This is a genomic window from Aromatoleum toluolicum, from assembly GCF_012911005.2.
In the GTDB taxonomy this organism is placed as follows: domain Bacteria; phylum Pseudomonadota; class Gammaproteobacteria; order Burkholderiales; family Rhodocyclaceae; genus Aromatoleum; species Aromatoleum toluolicum.
In genome coordinates, this window is record NZ_WTVS01000095.1 from 1 (window position 1) to 15,449 (window position 15,449).

The following is a 15,449-nucleotide window of genomic DNA, read 5'->3' on the forward strand; positions in this document are numbered from 1 at the left end:
TTTCCGAACTGATCGATAGGAGCCCCGATGTCCGCACCGCCCCCCACGACCTCCGCCTGGCGCAGCCACCGGCTGCTCCTGCTGCTGTCGCTGATGTATGCGGACAACTTCATCGGGCGCCAGATCATGGCGGTGATGATCGAACCGATCAAGCGCGAGTTCGGCGCGAGCGACACGGCGATGGGGCTGATCTCCGGTCTTGCGTTCGCCGGCGTGTATGCGTTGCTGGGCCTGCCTGCGGGACGCATCGCGGATCGCGTGTCGCGTGTGCGTTTGCTTGCAGTGTCTGGCCTGATGTGGTGCGTCGCGACGGTGCTGTGCGGTCTGGCGGGCAGCTTCGGGCTGCTGGTGTTGGCGCGCATGGCCGTGGCGGTGGCGGAGGCGCCGGCGACGCCGGCCTCGTTGTCCATCATCGCCGACCTCTATCCGCCGCAGCGCCGCTCGTTCGCCATCAGCTGCTTCACCGCGGCGCCGACCTTCGCCGCGATCGTCGCGCTGAGCGTGGGGGCGTGGATGGTGGGGGCGTGGGGCTGGCGCAACGCCTTCATGGTGCTCGCGCTGCCGGTCCTGCCGGTGGCGGCGCTGCTGGCCTTCTCCGTACGCGAGCCGCGGCGCGGCATTTGGGATGGCGGCCATACGGGCCCCGCGGTCCCGCCGGGAATGTGGAGCACCTTGCGCGAGCTCTGGGCCTGCCGTCCCTACCGTTACCTCGTGCTCGCCAGCGCCGTGACGACGCTCGGCGCCAACGCCTACGGCATGTGGAATCCGACCTTCCTCGTGCGCTCGCACGAGCTGTCGCTGCAGAATGCCGGGCTCCTCGCGGGCCTCGTCGGCGGCACCTCGGCCGGCGTCGGCATGCTCTTCAGCGGGTGGCTGACGGATCGCCTGACCCATCGGAGCCAGCGCTGGCACCTCAGGATTCCGCTGATCGGGCACAGCATCGCCGTCGTCTCGCTGGCCGCCTACCTGTTGTGGCCGCACGCGACCTTGCTGCAGGCCGGTTCGGTCGCCGTGCCGACCGCGATGCTGTGGTGCGGGCTGAACGGCTTCTTTTCCGTGTGGTGGGTCGCGCCCTCGTACAGCTTCATCACCCATCTGGTCGCGCCGGGCCAGCGCGCAGTCGCGCTCGCCGCCCTGACGATCCTCACCACCTTGCTCGGCGTCGGCGTGGGTCCGCTGCTGATCGGCGCGTTCAGCGACGGGCTGCAGCCGTGGTTCGGTGCGGAGTCCCTGCGCTACGCGTTGCTGTTCGTGTGCGCGACGACGCTGGTCGCGATGTTCGCGATCCGGCGGGTGGGTGGGCTGCTTGCGGCGCAGCCGCAGGGCGGGCTCGCGGTGTCGGGTTCCACCCCATGAACGGAGCGGTGCAAGGCACGCCGCAGACGGCGTTCGAAGGGGGCCTGCGGGCCCTCTTTGCATTGGTGCGAACCCCGCGCCGCGCGGGCCTTCCGGCCCCGTCCGCATTTGATCTGCCATCGGCCGCAAATGACTCGCCGCCGTCCCTGACGAGGAAAGCCGGATCGATAAACTCGATTCGGCATGGGGTGAAGTTCGCCCCGCATATCCGAACTCGTCACAAGGACTCCCGATGAGCCGCGCCCTCGACGATGTCGTCGTTCTCGACCTGACCCGGCAGTTCTGCGCCTCCCTGTCTGCCGCCTTCCTCGCCGACTTCGGGGCGCGTGTGATCCGCCTCGACGTGCCGCCCCTGCGCGCGCCCAGCGACGGGCGCTGGAACCACGAGGCCGACTTGATCCACCGCAACAAGGAGAGCCTCGCCCTCGATCCCTCCACGAAGCGTGGTGGCGCGCTCTTGCACCAGCTCGTCGCCAAGGCGGACGTCATCGTCACCGACTGGCAGCGCGACGAGCTGGCGGCGCTGGGGATCGACTACGCGGGGGCGTCCGCGCTGCGTCCCGACATCGTCTTCGGGCGTATCTCCGGTTTCGGCCCGCAGGGGCCGGATGCCGAGCTGCCGCCGATCGACGAGCTCGCCGCGGCGCGCACGGGGATGATGCCGATCCTGCCACAGCCCGGCCAGCCGCCGATCTATACCGGCGCAGGGGCGATGCACGCCACCGTGATGCTGGCTTTCGGCGTCGTCACGGCGCTGATTCACCGACAGGTTTCGGGCGAAGGGCAGGAGGTCGACGTGTCGCTGTTCGGCGCCAACATGTACGGCGCGGCGCTCGACATCCAGGCCTTCCTCGCGATCGGCGAAGGGGACCGCTTCCTCAATCCGATCTCCCGAATGGACGTCTCCAACCCCATGTCCGGCTCGCTCTATCCGAGCGCCGACGGGCGCTGGGTGACGCTCACGATGCCCGACACCGATCGCTGGTGGCCGGTGTTTTCTGCGGCGGTCGGGATAGCCGCCGACGATCCGCGCTTCGACACGCACGACAAGCGCACCGAGACGAACCGCCTCGAATTGATCCGCGAACTCGAAGCCGCCTTCGGCAAGCAGCCCGGGAGCCACTGGCGCCAGGTGTTCCAGGAGAAGCAGATGTCGGCGGACGTCATCGAACGCTTCGACTACCCGGCGAACGACCAACAGGTGCTCGCCAACCGCTACATCCTCGATCTCGATCACCCGAGCTTTGGTCCCGTGAAGAGCCTCGGCTTTCCGATCTTCATGAGCGACAGCCCGGCGCGCCTCGAACGGCTCGCGCCCTGCGTCGGCCAGCATACGGCGCAGGTGCTGCACGAGTTGCTGGCGTATCCGGAAGACAGCATTCACGAACTCCGCGCCGCCGGCGTGGTGGCCTGACAAGAAACCAGCGCGAACGGAGACACTCGTGGCAAAAGCATTGGAAGGAATCCGGGTCATCGACCTCACCGTGTGGTTCCAGGGGCCGGTGTCGGCCCAGTATCTGGCCGATTTCGGCGCCGAAGTCATCAAGGTGGAACGCCCGCAGGGCGGGGACCAGGGGCGCGGCGTGCGCTCGATCAAGTCGCTGCCGGTGGGCGACTGGAACCAATATTTCCTCGTCATCAACCGCAACAAGAAGAGCATGGCGATCGACCTCAAAACCGAGGGCGGGCGCCAGATCCTGTATCGGCTCGTCGAGAAGTCCGACGTGTTCCTGTCGAACCTCGCGCCGGAAATGCTGGAGAGCTGGGGCTTGTCGTACGAGAAGCTCTCCGCGATCAACCCGGCGCTGGTCTATGCGACCAACACCGGCTACGGGCGCTTCGGCGGGGTGTCGAAGCCGTCCTTCGACATGACGGTGCAGGCGCTCACCGGCGCGATGGCGCGTCTCGGCGAACCGGGCGAGCCGCCGGTGTACCTCGGTATGGGCTCGGGCGACGCCTACGGCGGGATCATGTCCGCGCTGGGCATTGCACTGGCGCTCTATCAGCGCCGCCGCACCGGACGCGGCCAGTATCTCGATGCGTCGCTGTATGGCGCGCAGCTCTTCCTTGCGGCGCCGTACCTGCAATCCTTCCTCGCCGGCAATCAGGACGCGGCCCTGCAGCACTCCCGCAAGGCGGTCGAGAACCCGCTGTGGAACCTGTATCCGACCAGCGGGAAGTGGGTCTACTTGTGCGAACCGAACGAGGACGCGCGCTTCGCCGCGCTGTGCCGCGCGCTCGATGCGCCTTCCTTGCACGCCGATCCGCGCTTCGCGACCTCCACGCTGCGCACCCGGAACAACGAGGCGCTGATCGCGGCCATCGAGGCGCTGACGCTCAGGCACGACCACCCGGCGTTGATGCGGGCCTTCGTCGCCGAGGCGGTGGTCGCCAGCCCGGTCAACAACCTCGCCGACGTCGTGCGCGACGAACAGGCCTGGCGCAACAACTACTTCATGAAGGCGTACTGCGAGGAAGTGCAGCGCGAGGTCGACGTGCGCGGCCTGCCGGTGACGCTGTCGAAGACGCCCGGCGAGATCCACTGCCTCGGCCCGCAACTCGGGCAGGACACCGAGCTGCTGCTGATGGACCTGCTCGGCTACGAGTGGGATGAGATCGAGGCGCTAAAAACCCAGCGCGCCATTCCCTGAGTGTCGAGCGCGCATCCGGAGACGAATTGATGAAGAACGAAAACGTGCCGACCGCGTGGAGCGCGTGGCGTGTCGTGGAGGGCGAGGGGCTCAATGACTTCGCCGAGATCCTCTACGAGAAGAAGATGCATGCCGAACTCGGCGGGGGGATTGCGCGCATCACGCTGAACAAGCCCGACAAGATGAACACGTTGACGCTCGCGACCGTCGACGAGATGTTCCGCGCGTTCTACGACGCGAACCACGACCCCGCCATCGGCGTGATCGTGATCGCCGGCAAGGGCAAGCATTTCGGCGCGGGCGGCGACGTCGAGTGGGAGCGCTGGGGCCTGCGCGAAGCCTTCTACAACCGCTACCCGCACAACCGCCTGATGCGCCTGTCGCGCAAGCCGATCATCGCCCAGGTGCAGGGCTACTGCATCGCCGGCCATAACCACATGGCGTACTGCTGCGACTTCACGATCGCCGCGGACAACGCCATCTTCGGCCAGGCCGGCCCGCGCGTCTCGTCCCCGGCGGACGGCTTCTTCGTGCCCTATCTGACGAAGGTCGTCGGCGCCAAGAAGGCGCGCGAGATGTGGATGCTGTGCCGCAAGTACAAGGCGCCGGAGGCGCTCCAGATGGGGCTCATCAACACCGTGGTGCCGTTCGCAGAGCTGGAGGCCGAGGTCGATCGCTGGTGCGAGGAAATGCTGGCCGTGAGCCCCGGCTGCCTCGAAGTGCTCAAGGCCTCCTTCGACCAGGAAATGGACGGCTACAAGGAGTCCTGCGTGACCTCCGCCGCGATGTACCCGGATTGGTTCGACATGCCCGAAGGCAAGGAGGGCGGTGCGGCCTTCCTCGCCAAGCGCAAGGCGCGCTTCTGGGACATCCGGCAGCGCGAGGCCGAGGCGCGCCGTGAGCTGCTCGCGGATTACGAGGCGCAGCACGCGCCTGCGGACAAGTAGGAGCGCGGGCGAATGTTCAAGGACAAGGCCTGCATCGTCGGCATTGGCGAAACGCCCTTCTGCCGCAAGCCCGGCTCGGGGCTCACCGAGATGGGCATCCAGCTCAAGGCGGCGGTGGCCGCGCTGGAAGACGCCGGCCTCGAGGCGGCGCAGATCGACGGCATCCTTCCCTTCCCGAACGTCGGTAAGGCGGAGGCCTTCGCCGCGAGCCTGGGCTGCGAGAACCTGCGCTTTGCTGCGACGCTCCACATGGGCGGCGCAGCGCCGGTCGGTTCCTTGCACATGGCGGCGATGGCGGTGACGAGCGGCGCGGCCGACTATGTGATGGTGCCGGGCGGCTGGAACGGCTACTCCGGCGCGCGGGTACGCGAGACGGCCGCCAACGACGTCAATTCGATCCCGGGCGGCGAGATCGCGCGCGACTTCTACATGCCGTTCGGCCTCACCGCGCCGCCGCAGTGGTACGCGCTGATGGCGCGCCGCCACATGCACGAATACGGCACGACGGCCGAGCAGTTCGGCGCGGTGGCACTGGCGATGCGCAAGCACGCGCAGCTCAACCCCGCCGCGCTGATGCACGGCAAGCCGCTGATGATGGCCGATTACCTCGCGTCGCCGTACATCGCCTCGCCCTACCGGCTGCTCGACTGCTGCGTGGAAACCGATGGCGCGGCGGCGTTCATCGTCACCACCGTCGAGCGCGCGCGCGACCTGCGCCAGAAACCCGTCTACATCATGGGGGCCGCCGCCGGCCAGCCGTATCCCGCCGACGAGATTACCAACCGCGCGGACTTCCACCGCACCGGCCTCACCAACGCCGCGCCGGAAGCCTTCCGCATGGCCGGCGTGACCCCCGCCGACGCGGATTTCGCGCAGATCTATGACTGCTTCACCTTCGAGGTGATCCAGCAGCTCGAGGAGGCCGGCTTCTGCAAGCGCGGCGAAGGCGGCGCCTTCGTCGAGAACGGCGGCATCGAACTGGGCGGCCACCTGCCGGTGAATACGCATGGTGGCTTGCTCTCGCAAGCGCATGTGCTGGGCATTTCGCACGTTGTCGAGGCGGTGCGCCAGTTGCGCGGCGAGGCCGGGGCGCGGCAGGTCGCCGATGCCGAGATCGGTGTCGTCACCGGTTGGGGTGATTTCGGCGACGGCAGCATCGCCGTCCTGCGCCGCTGAAGAATCCCTGGAGAAGTGTCATGAGCGAACAAGCGACTCCCTACGACAAGCCGGTGCCCGCCCTTACGGGCCTGCACGGCGAGTTCTACGCCTGGTGCCGCGACCGCGAGCTGCGCTTCCAGCGCTGCACCGGCTGCGGACGGTACCGGCACGTTCCGCGCGACATCTGCGCGCATTGCAGCTCGATGGAGTGGGAATGGGTCCGTTCCAGCGGGCGCGGCACCGTCTTTACCTGGACCGACGTCGTCCGCGCCCTGCATCCGGCCTTCGCAGCAGCGACGCCGTACGCGCCCGTCATCGTCGAGATGGAGGAGGGCGTGCGCCTGCTCTCGCGGGTCGTCGATTGCACGCCCGACGAGTTGCAGATCGGCATGCCCGTCGAGGTCGACTTTCAGCAGGTCAGCGACGCGCTGACGCTGCCCGTATTCCGCCGCGCCAGCGTGGCGCGGTAACCATCCACAAGGGGACACGAACATGGGTCTGAACCTGCCCGCGAGCCTGAGCTACGAGAAACGCGGCCGCATCGCGATCATCACGATGAACCGCCCGGAAGCGATGAATTCGCTGACGAAGGAGATGCTGATCGGCCTCGAGGCGGCCTTCGAGGATTACAACAATGATCCCGAACTTCGCTGCGCGATCTTCACCGCCTCCGGCGACCGCGCCTTCTGCACTGGGCTCGACCTCAAGGTGGCGCTGCCGGCGCTCAACGAGGGCGATGCGCTGGGTTACGAAGACCCGGCCAAGCGTCCGTTCCAGAACGTCTACAAGCCCATCATCACCGCGGTGAATGGCGTCTGCGTCGCGGGTGGGCTGGAATTCCTCCTCGGCACCGACATCCGCATTGCCGCCGAGCACGCGAAGTTCGGTCTTGCCGAAGTACGCTGGGCCGTCGTGCCGGCCGGCGGCTCGCATGTGCGCCTGCCGCAGCAGATCCCGTGGGCGATCGCGATGGAAATGCTCCTTACCGGCAGCACCATCGACGCGCAGCGGGCCTACGACATCGGTCTGATCAACAAGGTCGTGCCCGCCGAACGCCTGCTCGACGAAGCCCTGGCCTACGCCGAACGCATCTGCGAGAACGGCCCGCTCGCGGTGCGCACCGCGAAGGAGATCGCGATTCGCGCGCTCAACAACGAACCGGCCTTCGTGCTCGAGAAGACCATGTCCGCGCGCGTGTTCGCGTCGGAGGACGCGCGCGAAGGGCCGCGCGCCTTCGCCGCGAAGTGCAAGCCGGAATACATCGGCCACTGAAACCCCAACACCGCCACGAACCACGGGAAGGAGACCGCAGCATGAGCAAGGATTACTTCGTCGCAATGACCGAGTTTCACTTCATGAACCTGCAGACCATGAGTGAGATCGGTTACTACCCCGGCATGCAGCAGTTCCACGACAGCGTGAACGGCGTGCTGCGCGCCTGGGCGGGGCGCGACCTCGACAGCGAGTGGCCGCAGCCGATCGCCAGCGAGCTGATCAAGTACATGGACCAGACCAGCGTCGACGTCGCGTTCTGCCTGCGCGAGCCGATGATGGACATCACTGGCGGCGTCGTGTCGATGTCGACCAACGGCTTCATGTTGCAGCAGATCGAGCCCTACCCGGAGCGCATGTACCTGGAGGCCAACGTCGGCCCGGTCATCAAGCGCGGCATCAAGCATGCGAACTGGGAACTCGATTACCTCGTCAAGGAGCGTGGCGCCAAACTGTGCAAGCTGTACACGCCGGAGGACGACGGTCCGCTCAACGACAAGCGCCTGTGGCCCTTCTACGAGAAGGCGGTCGAGCTGGGCGTGCCGCTCACCGTGCACACCGGCATGAGCTACGTGTGTCCGCAGCCGAGCAACCACTGCCATCCGTCGCAGCTCGACGACGTGATGCTCGCGTTCCCGGATCTCAAGATCATCGCCTATCACGCCGGCTGGCCGCATTCGGAGGAACTGATCGGCCTGTGCGGCAAGCACAAGAACCTCTACCTGAGCCTGTCGGGCATCATCGGCTGGTTCCAGCGCGCGCCGTACCGCGGATATCACACCATCGGCACCGCGTTGCAGTGGATGACGTCCGAGAAGATCGTACTGGGCTTTGACCTGCCCTTCGACGACCTCGGCCGCGTCACCGACTACATCAAGAACCTCGACATGCCCGAGGAGCTGCAGGAGAAGTGGGGCTACGCGCAGGTCACCGAGCAGGACAAGGCCAACATCCTGGGCCTCAACCTCGCGCGCCTGACCGGAATCGAACCGACCAAGCGGGCGCCGCTGCGCTGATACGGCCGTGGAAAAGATCATCTATGCCCTCTGGCGCGGCGAAGGCACCGACAAGGCCGCCTTCGCTGAGCGCCTGCATGGCGAACTCGCGCCGCGCCTCGTGGCGCTGGGTGCGCTCGGCGCCCAGCTGAACGTCGCCGACGAACACGCCGCGAATGCAGCGCCGACGGTGCAGGCGTTACCGGTGTCGATGGACGCCTTCGTCTCGGTGTGGGTGGATTCCGCCAACGCCGCGCTGCGCAAGCCGGTCGACGACGCCGTCGCGGCCGCGTGTGAGCGCTACGCCGCCTGGCTCGTGACCGAATCGCGCCCGATGCGCAACACGCGTTTCCTCCCTGCGCTCGGCGAGCGCACCGCAGGCTTCGCGCAGGTGGCCCTTTTCCGCCGTCCGCCGCGCATCGAGCGGGACGCCTGGCTCGACGTGTGGCTCGGTTCGCATACGCAGATCGCCATCGACACGCAGGACACCTTCCTCTACGTGCAGAACGTCGTCACGCGTGCGCTCACGGCCGACGCTCCGCAGTACGACGCGATCGTCGAGGAGGGCTTCCCGCCCGAGGTGACGGGCAACATTCGGGCGTTCTACGACGCCGTCGGCGACGAGGAGAAATTCCGGCGCAACGTCGTGGCGATGCGTGACAGCTGCGCGCGCTTCATCGACATGGATAAGATCGACGTCGTGCAGACCAGCCAATACGTGCTGATGCCCCCACGCGGTGGCGTCGGCTAGCGTGGGCAGGAGGATGGATTGACCGGGGACCGGCTCGTCGCGGTCCTGCGCGCGGCGCACATGACGCATCTGATCGATTTCATGGTCATGATGCCGCTCGGCGCGCACTTCATCGGTGCCTTCGGCGCGACGCCGGCCGATCTTGGCCGGCTCGTGCTGGCCTACACGGCAAGCGCGGCCGTCGCGGGCGTGCTCGTCAGCACGGTGATCGACCGCTTCGACCGCGGGCGCGTGCTGTGCGTGGTGTATGCGGCATTTGTGCTCTCCCTGCTCGTGACGGCGATCGCGGATAGCCTCGACGAACTGGTCGGCGCACGGGTCTTCGCAGGCATGAGCGGCGGGGTGCTCTCGGCGCTGATCCAGTCACTCGTGGCGGAGGTCGCGCCGCCCGGGCAGCGCGCTGGCGCCATCGGGCGCGTCATGAGCGGGCACGCGCTGTCGGCCGTGATCGGGCTGCCAGCGGGGCTTTGGGTGGCTGCCGCGCTGGGCTGGCAGGGGCCTTTCGTCGCGGTCGCGCTGATCTCGGTGGGCGTGTTCGTGGGCCTCGTACGCAACCTGCCGCCCGTGCCGCCACGCCGGCCTCAATCCGCGTCGGATACTCCGGCCCGGACCTCGTTGCGCGGCCTCCTGGGCGGCCGTGCGCTGGGGGGCTTTCTCCTGACCTTCCTCGTGACCTCGTCCTGCTACGCGGTCATCGCCTACATCGCGCCTTACTGGGTGAAGAACGTCGGGATCGCCGAGACAAGCCTGCCGTGGATCTATCTGCTGGCCGGTGGGATCAGCTTCTTCACGACGCCTCTTGCGGGGCGGCTCGCTGACCGCCACGGGCGCTTTCCGGTGTTCGCGATGACCAGCGTTCTGTCCGCGATCGGGATCATGCTCGCCACACACGCCCCGGTGTTGCCGATCGCGGGTGCGCTCGTGGTGAGCAGCCTCTTCTTCGTCTCCGTGTACGCGCGCTGGACGCCGACGGTGGCCATCCTCGCCGACCTGCCGCCGCCCCCGGTGCGAGGCGCCTTCATGATGCTCAACGGCGTCACGACGCAGTTCGGCATGGGGGTCGGTGCGATGTTCAGCGGTGCTGTGATAGGCATCGAGGCGGACGGACAGCTCGAAGGATTCGGCATGGTCGGCATCGTCGCGACGCTGCTGACGCTGGCCGGGATCGCCCTCGCGCGACGTCTCACCCGCAGCGCCTGAGTCCTCGCCGACCGTTGTCCGCAAATGAGACGCGATCGGCCGGATCCGAAGCCCTGCCGCCGCAAGCGCCGCGTGGTCCCTCTCTACACTGGACTGCGGATCGTCTACCGAAGGAATTCCAGCAATGTCGACGCAAAATCGCGAAACCATGGTCAAGCCGGACTTCATGTCCGACGAAGAATGGCAGGCCATCAAGGATGCCACCGCCTCCCTCGAGCGCATCCGGGGCGATGCGAAGGCCGATGTCGCGCGCTATCTCGCGAACCCGGACGGATGGGCTTCCGGCAAGGGCTCGCCGTCGGGCTTCCCGACCCTGCTGCTGACGGTTCTCGGCCGCAAGTCGGGCGAGCCGCGCACCACGCCGCTGGTCTTCATGCAAAACGGCGACGATGTGGTCGTCGTCGCGTCGCTCGCCGGCTATGACGAGCCGCCCGCCTGGTACCTCAACGTCACGGCCAACCCTAACTGCTGGGTGCAGCTCGACCGCAACAAGTCCGCCGCCGTCGCGCGCGACGCCACCGACGAGGAACGCAAGGCGCTGTGGCCGCACCTGACCGCCCTGTTCCCGCCCTGGGGCTTCTTTCAGCAGCAGACCGACCGCCCCTTCGGCATCGTGATCATCTCGCCGACCGGCGCTGCCTGAGGCATCTCGCCGGTTGCATCCGCCGGCTCCGTGTCCTGTCGCTTTCCCGTGGAGACGCTCGCCATGAGCACCGTGAACTTCGAACACCTCTTCTCGCCGCTGCAGGTCGGCCCGATGCGCGTGCCCAACCGCATCTGCGAGACGACCAACACGATCAATTCCTCGCGCGCCCCGGGCCTCATCGACGAGCACTTCATTGCCCATCACGGCGCCAAGGCCAAGGGGGGGACGGGGTGGATCGGCAGCGAGACCTGGCTGCTCAACGTTCCGCTACCTCCAGGCGCGCCCGACGAGATCTCGCTGAAGGGCGGTTTCGGCTGCCGCTTCGCCGCGCACCAGAACCCGGCCTTCCTGGAAGGCTGGAAGAAGTTTGTCGATGAAGTGCATGGGCATGGTGCGGTCGTGGTGGTCCAGCTCACGCACCTCAATGCACTGTGGTCGCCGTCGCCGGTGCCGGTCGTCGGCGCCCAGGACTACACCCCGCATGTGCTGGGCGAGGCGGAGATCGAGTTCCTGCTCAATGGCTATGCCGATGCTGCCGCGGCGGCGAAGGCGAGTGGGGCGGACGCGGTCGAGATTCACTGCGCGCACGAGACCGTCGGCTATAGCTTCCTGTCTCCGGTCACCAATCGCCGTACCGACCAATGGGGCGGCGGGCCGGCCGAGCGCGTCCGATTTGTTGTAGAGGCCCTCAAGCGCGTGCGCGAGCGTGTCGGCGCGAAGATGGCCGTCGGCATCCGCGTGAACGGCCAGGAATCCCGCGAGGGCGGCTACGACAATATGCAGCTGCGGGAAATGCTGTACCACATCGTCGAGACCGGCCTGCTCGACTTCGTCGACCTCGACGTCGGTCACTGTTGGGGGGCGCCGTCCTACGTGCCCTCGTCCTATCATCCGCACGCCGAGTATCGTGAATTCGGCAAGGCGGCGCGCGCCGACCTCGCCGATCTGAATCCGAAGATTGCGGTGCTGTTCACCGGCCGCATCAACGATCCCGTGCTCGCCGAAGAGCTCATCAAGGGCGGCTTCTGCGACCTTGTCGGGATGGTGCGCGCGGGTATCGCCGATCCCGATTTCGCCGTCAAGGCGAAGGAGGGCCGCCTCGGCGAGATCCGCCGCTGCATCGGCTGCACGCGCTGCATCGACGAAGCCTCCGAACCCGCCTATATCCCCTATACGCCCACCTGCTCGATCAACCCGATAATCGGCAACGAGCTGCAGTGGGAGGCCGACTTTCGCCCTGCCGACAATCCCGGCCACGTCGTCGTGGTGGGCGGTGGCGCGGCGGGCTGCGAGGCCGCGCGCATCGCTGCGCTGCGCGGGCACAGGGTTACCGTGCTGGAGCAGGGCAAACGCCTTGGCGGCCAGCTCCTCCTCGCCGCCAAGGCGCCCGGGCGCGACTCCTTCGAGGATCAGGTCTATTTCGAGGAAAACGCGCTCGCGCGCCTCGGTGTCGACGTGCGCCTCGAAAGCACCGCCGATCTGGCCGCAATCAAGGCGCTCAACCCGGATGCCGTCGTGATCGCCACCGGCTCGCTGCCGCGCGTGCCGACCGAGGTGCCGGGCATCGACCTGCCCCATGTCGTGCAGGGCTGGGACGTGCTGCGCGGGCGGGCGAAGACGGGCCAGCGTGTCGCGATCGTCTCCCAGGAAGACTACTACCAGACTCCCTGCGTCGCGGAATACCTCGCCGAGCAGGGCAGGCAGGTGGAGATCTTCCACAAGTCCGTGCATCTCGCCACCGAAGTCGCCCGCTACTCGATCGGCATGGTGCTGAAGCGCATGGAGCGCTGCGGCGTGAAGGTGCATCCGAACCTGATCCTGCGCAGCATCACCGCGGAGGCGCTCGACTTCGTCTCCAGTTGGGGTGACCAGGCTTACCGAATGGAAGGCTTCGATTCCGCGGTGCTGATGTACGGCTCCGTGCAGCAACCGGCGCTCTATGACGCTCTCAAGGCAGACGGCAGCATTCCGCAGGTGTTCATTGCCGGTGGCGCATGGGTGCCGCGGCGGTTGGCCGAGGCGACTCGGCATGGGGCGGCGGTGGGGATGATGGTCTGACATGGGATTTGCGTGCCACTTTATGTGGCGCGCAGATCCGGTTCGTGCCACTTCCCGGCCGGGTTGAAGGTTGTTCGCAAAGGCATGCACGCATTTACGTGCTACACTTAATTATGTGTTAAGTGCCGGAGGAATGTATGGCAACCGTCAACTTCACGGGCTCCGTTGATCGCGACCTGCTCAAGCGCGCCAAGGTAATCGCGGCCAAGACGGACACGTCGGTCAACGCCCTTTTCAACGCCGAACTGCGCCACCTCGTCGAGACCTTCGAGGCCGCCGAATCGACGGGCAACCAGAACTTCAAGGTGCTGCTCGAATTTTCGCTGGGCCGGATTGACGGCGACAAGGCCATGCAGGCGCTTGGTATCGACAGCGAGGAAGATCTGTTCCTGCTCATGGCTCAGGCCCATTTGCCGATGCCACGGCTGATGGATGCGACGACCCAAGGCATGGTCGATCAGCTCAATGCCTTGCCAACCCGTTGAGTCGGGACGCGATGTCGTTGACCAGCGATATCGCCCTGTTGCCGGATGCCGGGCCACTCATCACGCTCGCCTATGCCGACGCGCTCGATGTCCTGTTTAAGCCGGGCTGGACGGTCATGCTGGTGGATATGGTCCTGCACGAAGTTACGCGCAACCAGACGCCAACCAGTAACAAGTTGGCGGACTGGGCTGCTTCAGCACAGATTCCCGTGCTGCCGACGAAGACCTTCGAGCATTTCAAAAAGTCCGCCACCGGGACTCCATCGGCACGTCGCCGACACCTTGGTGAACTGGCGATTCAGGAAACGATGAGCGACTTCGCACTCAAGGTGCCGCCGACAACCGGCGTGTTCCTGTTCGAGGACCACAAGATCGCGCGCGCCAGCTTCATGGTGCCGGATACTTGCCGGAAGATCAGTACGCGGGCTTATCTGATCTTCCTTGAACAGAAGGGATTGATCGAATCGGCTGCGGAAATCGAGCGTCGTGCCATACAGGCGGGGCGGGCTTTTTCTTCGCTGAGATTCCCGCCATGAGCGGTGGCATGTCGGCCCACCGCGCGCGGTCGGCTCAGCCCTGCTTTCTTGCCCGGCGCTCGTCTCTGCGGCGGGTCATGTCCGCGACGTCCGCAACCAGCCCCTCGCCGATCAGCGCATCGACATCCCCCTTCGCGTAACCCAACTCACCGAGGATCTCCCGCGTGTGCTCGCCCTGCATCGGCGGGTGGCGGGTGACTTCGCAGGGGGTGCCGTAGAATCGGATCGGGATGCCGGTGACGTCGAGGCGGCCGAGGACGGGGTGCTCGACGGGAACGATCATGCGGTTGTGCAGGATCTGGGGATCCTTGACGACGTCTTCGACCTCGTTGATCGGCGCAGTGAGCACGTCGGCGGCGACGAGCTTGTCGACGAGTTCCGCGCGATCGAACTGGCGCGTGCGCTCGGCCATGACGCGATCGAGCTCGTCTTCATTGGCGAGGCGGGCGTGGATATCGTGGAAGCGTGGGTCAGTGTCCCAGTCGGATTCGAGCGCTCGGCACACCTTGGCGAAGAACTTCTCGCCGGGGGTGGTGATGACCACGTGCTTGCCGTCCTTGGTCGGATACACGCCCGAGGGCGCGAAGTAGAGGCTGCGGTTGCCGGTGCGCTTGGGGCGGTCGCCGGTGGTGAGCCAGGTGCCGATGGAGCTTGCCTGGGCGTGCATCAGGGCGTCGAGGAGCGAGACCTCGATGCGTTGGCCTTCACCGGTGAGGTCGCGCGCGCGCAGCGCGGCCAGCGCCGCGTTGCTGACGAGGAGCGAGGTCATGACGTCGACGGCCGGGAAGCCGGTGCGCACGGGCGCACCATCGGGGTCGCCGTTGAGTGTGAGCACACCCGTGTAGCCCTGGGCGAGGAAGTCGATGCCGGGGCGGCCGGCGTAGGGGCCGTCGGCGCCGAAGGCAGTGACGCGGATCCAGATGATGCCCGACCGGTGCTTCTTCACCTGCTCGTAGTCGAGGCCCAGCTTCGACAGGGCCGGCTCGCGGATGTTGGTGACGAGGATATCGGCGGTGGCGGCGAGGCGCGCAAAGATTTCCTGTGCCTCTTCCCGTTGCAGGTCGAGCACGAGGTCGCGCTTGCTGCGGTTGAGGCTCAGATACGGGCCGCGCTCCTCTCCGCGTTTGGGGCCGAGGTGGCGGCTTTCGTCGCCGTAGTGGGACTCGATCTTGATCACGTCGGCGCCCATGTCCCCGAGCAGAGTGGCCCCGTAGGGGCCCGCGAGCATGGTCGAGAGGTCGAGGACGCGCAGGCCGGCGAGGGGGCCTTTGCTGAGGTCAGCGGTGTTCATAGGTGGATTCCGGTTCGGGCGGCGTTCACCGATGGTGTGCCGACGGGATTGCGTTGATAGCAGCATGCTCACTCCCTCCCCTTCAAGGGGAGGGTTGGGGTGG

15 protein-coding genes are annotated in these 15,449 nt (G+C 66.8%); 14 read left to right on the plus strand and 1 reads right to left on the minus strand.

What is annotated here, in order from left to right:
* The first annotated feature begins 27 nt into the window (after positions 1–27).
* The 14 genes from GPA27_RS25465 (at position 28) to GPA27_RS25530 (ending at position 14,055) form a co-directional block, all read left to right on the plus strand.
* Positions 28–1,356 carry a spinster family MFS transporter gene (locus GPA27_RS25465; protein WP_169143237.1) on the plus strand — a complete coding sequence of 443 codons (1,329 nt, stop codon included), beginning with the start codon at positions 28–30 and terminating at the stop codon, positions 1,354–1,356.
* A gap of 232 nt (positions 1,357–1,588) precedes the next feature.
* Complete coding sequence (locus GPA27_RS25470) at positions 1,589–2,770, plus strand: CaiB/BaiF CoA transferase family protein (protein ID WP_169143238.1); 1,182 nt, start codon at positions 1,589–1,591, stop codon at positions 2,768–2,770.
* 28 nt (positions 2,771–2,798) lie between these two features.
* Positions 2,799–4,007: a CaiB/BaiF CoA transferase family protein gene (locus GPA27_RS25475; RefSeq protein ID WP_169143239.1), complete on the plus strand. Its 1,209-nt coding sequence runs from the start codon at positions 2,799–2,801 to the stop codon at positions 4,005–4,007.
* A 29-nt stretch (positions 4,008–4,036) separates the two neighbouring features.
* Positions 4,037–4,954 (plus strand): enoyl-CoA hydratase-related protein, encoded by a 918-nt coding sequence (locus GPA27_RS25480; protein ID WP_169143240.1) that lies wholly within the window; start codon positions 4,037–4,039, stop codon positions 4,952–4,954.
* Between the two features lie 12 nt (positions 4,955–4,966).
* A complete protein-coding gene (locus tag GPA27_RS25485; RefSeq protein ID WP_169143241.1) occupies positions 4,967–6,130 on the plus strand; it encodes a thiolase C-terminal domain-containing protein in 1,164 nt (387 codons plus the stop codon).
* 20 nt (positions 6,131–6,150) lie between these two features.
* Positions 6,151–6,582 (plus strand): Zn-ribbon domain-containing OB-fold protein, encoded by a 432-nt coding sequence (locus GPA27_RS25490; protein ID WP_169143242.1) that lies wholly within the window; start codon positions 6,151–6,153, stop codon positions 6,580–6,582.
* 22 nt (positions 6,583–6,604) lie between these two features.
* Positions 6,605–7,384, plus strand: coding sequence for an enoyl-CoA hydratase-related protein (locus GPA27_RS25495; protein WP_169143243.1), 780 nt, complete (start codon positions 6,605–6,607; stop codon positions 7,382–7,384).
* 41 nt (positions 7,385–7,425) lie between these two features.
* Positions 7,426–8,400 carry an amidohydrolase family protein gene (locus GPA27_RS25500; RefSeq protein ID WP_169143244.1) on the plus strand — a complete coding sequence of 325 codons (975 nt, stop codon included), beginning with the start codon at positions 7,426–7,428 and terminating at the stop codon, positions 8,398–8,400.
* Positions 8,401–8,407: 7 nt separating this feature from the next.
* Positions 8,408–9,130, plus strand: a complete 723-nt coding sequence (locus GPA27_RS25505) for an EthD domain-containing protein (RefSeq protein ID WP_169143245.1) — start codon at positions 8,408–8,410, stop codon at positions 9,128–9,130.
* An 18-nt stretch (positions 9,131–9,148) separates the two neighbouring features.
* Entirely contained in the window at positions 9,149–10,330 is a 1,182-nt protein-coding gene (locus tag GPA27_RS25510; protein WP_169143246.1) for an MFS transporter, read from the plus strand.
* Between the two features lie 124 nt (positions 10,331–10,454).
* Positions 10,455–10,973 (plus strand): nitroreductase/quinone reductase family protein, encoded by a 519-nt coding sequence (locus GPA27_RS25515; protein WP_169143247.1) that lies wholly within the window; start codon positions 10,455–10,457, stop codon positions 10,971–10,973.
* A gap of 63 nt (positions 10,974–11,036) precedes the next feature.
* Positions 11,037–13,034, plus strand: coding sequence for an oxidoreductase (locus GPA27_RS25520; protein WP_169143248.1), 1,998 nt, complete (start codon positions 11,037–11,039; stop codon positions 13,032–13,034).
* Between the two features lie 137 nt (positions 13,035–13,171).
* Positions 13,172–13,519, plus strand: coding sequence for a hypothetical protein (locus GPA27_RS25525; RefSeq protein WP_169143249.1), 348 nt, complete (start codon positions 13,172–13,174; stop codon positions 13,517–13,519).
* Positions 13,520–13,536: 17 nt separating this feature from the next.
* Complete coding sequence (locus GPA27_RS25530; protein ID WP_169143250.1) at positions 13,537–14,055, plus strand: hypothetical protein; 519 nt, start codon at positions 13,537–13,539, stop codon at positions 14,053–14,055.
* Positions 14,056–14,089: 34 nt separating this feature from the next.
* Here the strand turns inward: GPA27_RS25530 and GPA27_RS25535 are convergent, their stop codons facing one another.
* Complete coding sequence (locus GPA27_RS25535; protein ID WP_169143251.1) at positions 14,090–15,346, minus strand: CaiB/BaiF CoA transferase family protein; 1,257 nt, start codon at positions 15,344–15,346, stop codon at positions 14,090–14,092.
* Positions 15,347–15,449: the final 103 nt, after the last annotated feature.

What these genes read in the sequence shown, in the direction of transcription:
- GPA27_RS25485 (WP_169143241.1), top strand. Translation starts at nt 4,967, where the DNA reads ATGTTCAAGGACAAGGCCTGCATCGTCGGCATTGGCGAAACGCCCTTC.
- GPA27_RS25520 (WP_169143248.1), top strand. Translation starts at nt 11,037, where the DNA reads ATGAGCACCGTGAACTTCGAACACCTCTTCTCGCCGCTGCAGGTCGGC.
- GPA27_RS25465 (WP_169143237.1), top strand. Translation starts at nt 28, where the DNA reads ATGTCCGCACCGCCCCCCACGACCTCCGCCTGGCGCAGCCACCGGCTG.
- GPA27_RS25525 (WP_169143249.1), top strand. Translation starts at nt 13,172, where the DNA reads ATGGCAACCGTCAACTTCACGGGCTCCGTTGATCGCGACCTGCTCAAG.
- GPA27_RS25495 (WP_169143243.1), top strand. Translation starts at nt 6,605, where the DNA reads ATGGGTCTGAACCTGCCCGCGAGCCTGAGCTACGAGAAACGCGGCCGC.
- GPA27_RS25500 (WP_169143244.1), top strand. Translation starts at nt 7,426, where the DNA reads ATGAGCAAGGATTACTTCGTCGCAATGACCGAGTTTCACTTCATGAAC.
- GPA27_RS25480 (WP_169143240.1), top strand. Translation starts at nt 4,037, where the DNA reads ATGAAGAACGAAAACGTGCCGACCGCGTGGAGCGCGTGGCGTGTCGTG.
- GPA27_RS25515 (WP_169143247.1), top strand. Translation starts at nt 10,455, where the DNA reads ATGTCGACGCAAAATCGCGAAACCATGGTCAAGCCGGACTTCATGTCC.
- GPA27_RS25535 (WP_169143251.1), bottom strand. Translation starts at nt 15,346, where the DNA reads ATGAACACCGCTGACCTCAGCAAAGGCCCCCTCGCCGGCCTGCGCGTC.
- GPA27_RS25490 (WP_169143242.1), top strand. Translation starts at nt 6,151, where the DNA reads ATGAGCGAACAAGCGACTCCCTACGACAAGCCGGTGCCCGCCCTTACG.
- GPA27_RS25470 (WP_169143238.1), top strand. Translation starts at nt 1,589, where the DNA reads ATGAGCCGCGCCCTCGACGATGTCGTCGTTCTCGACCTGACCCGGCAG.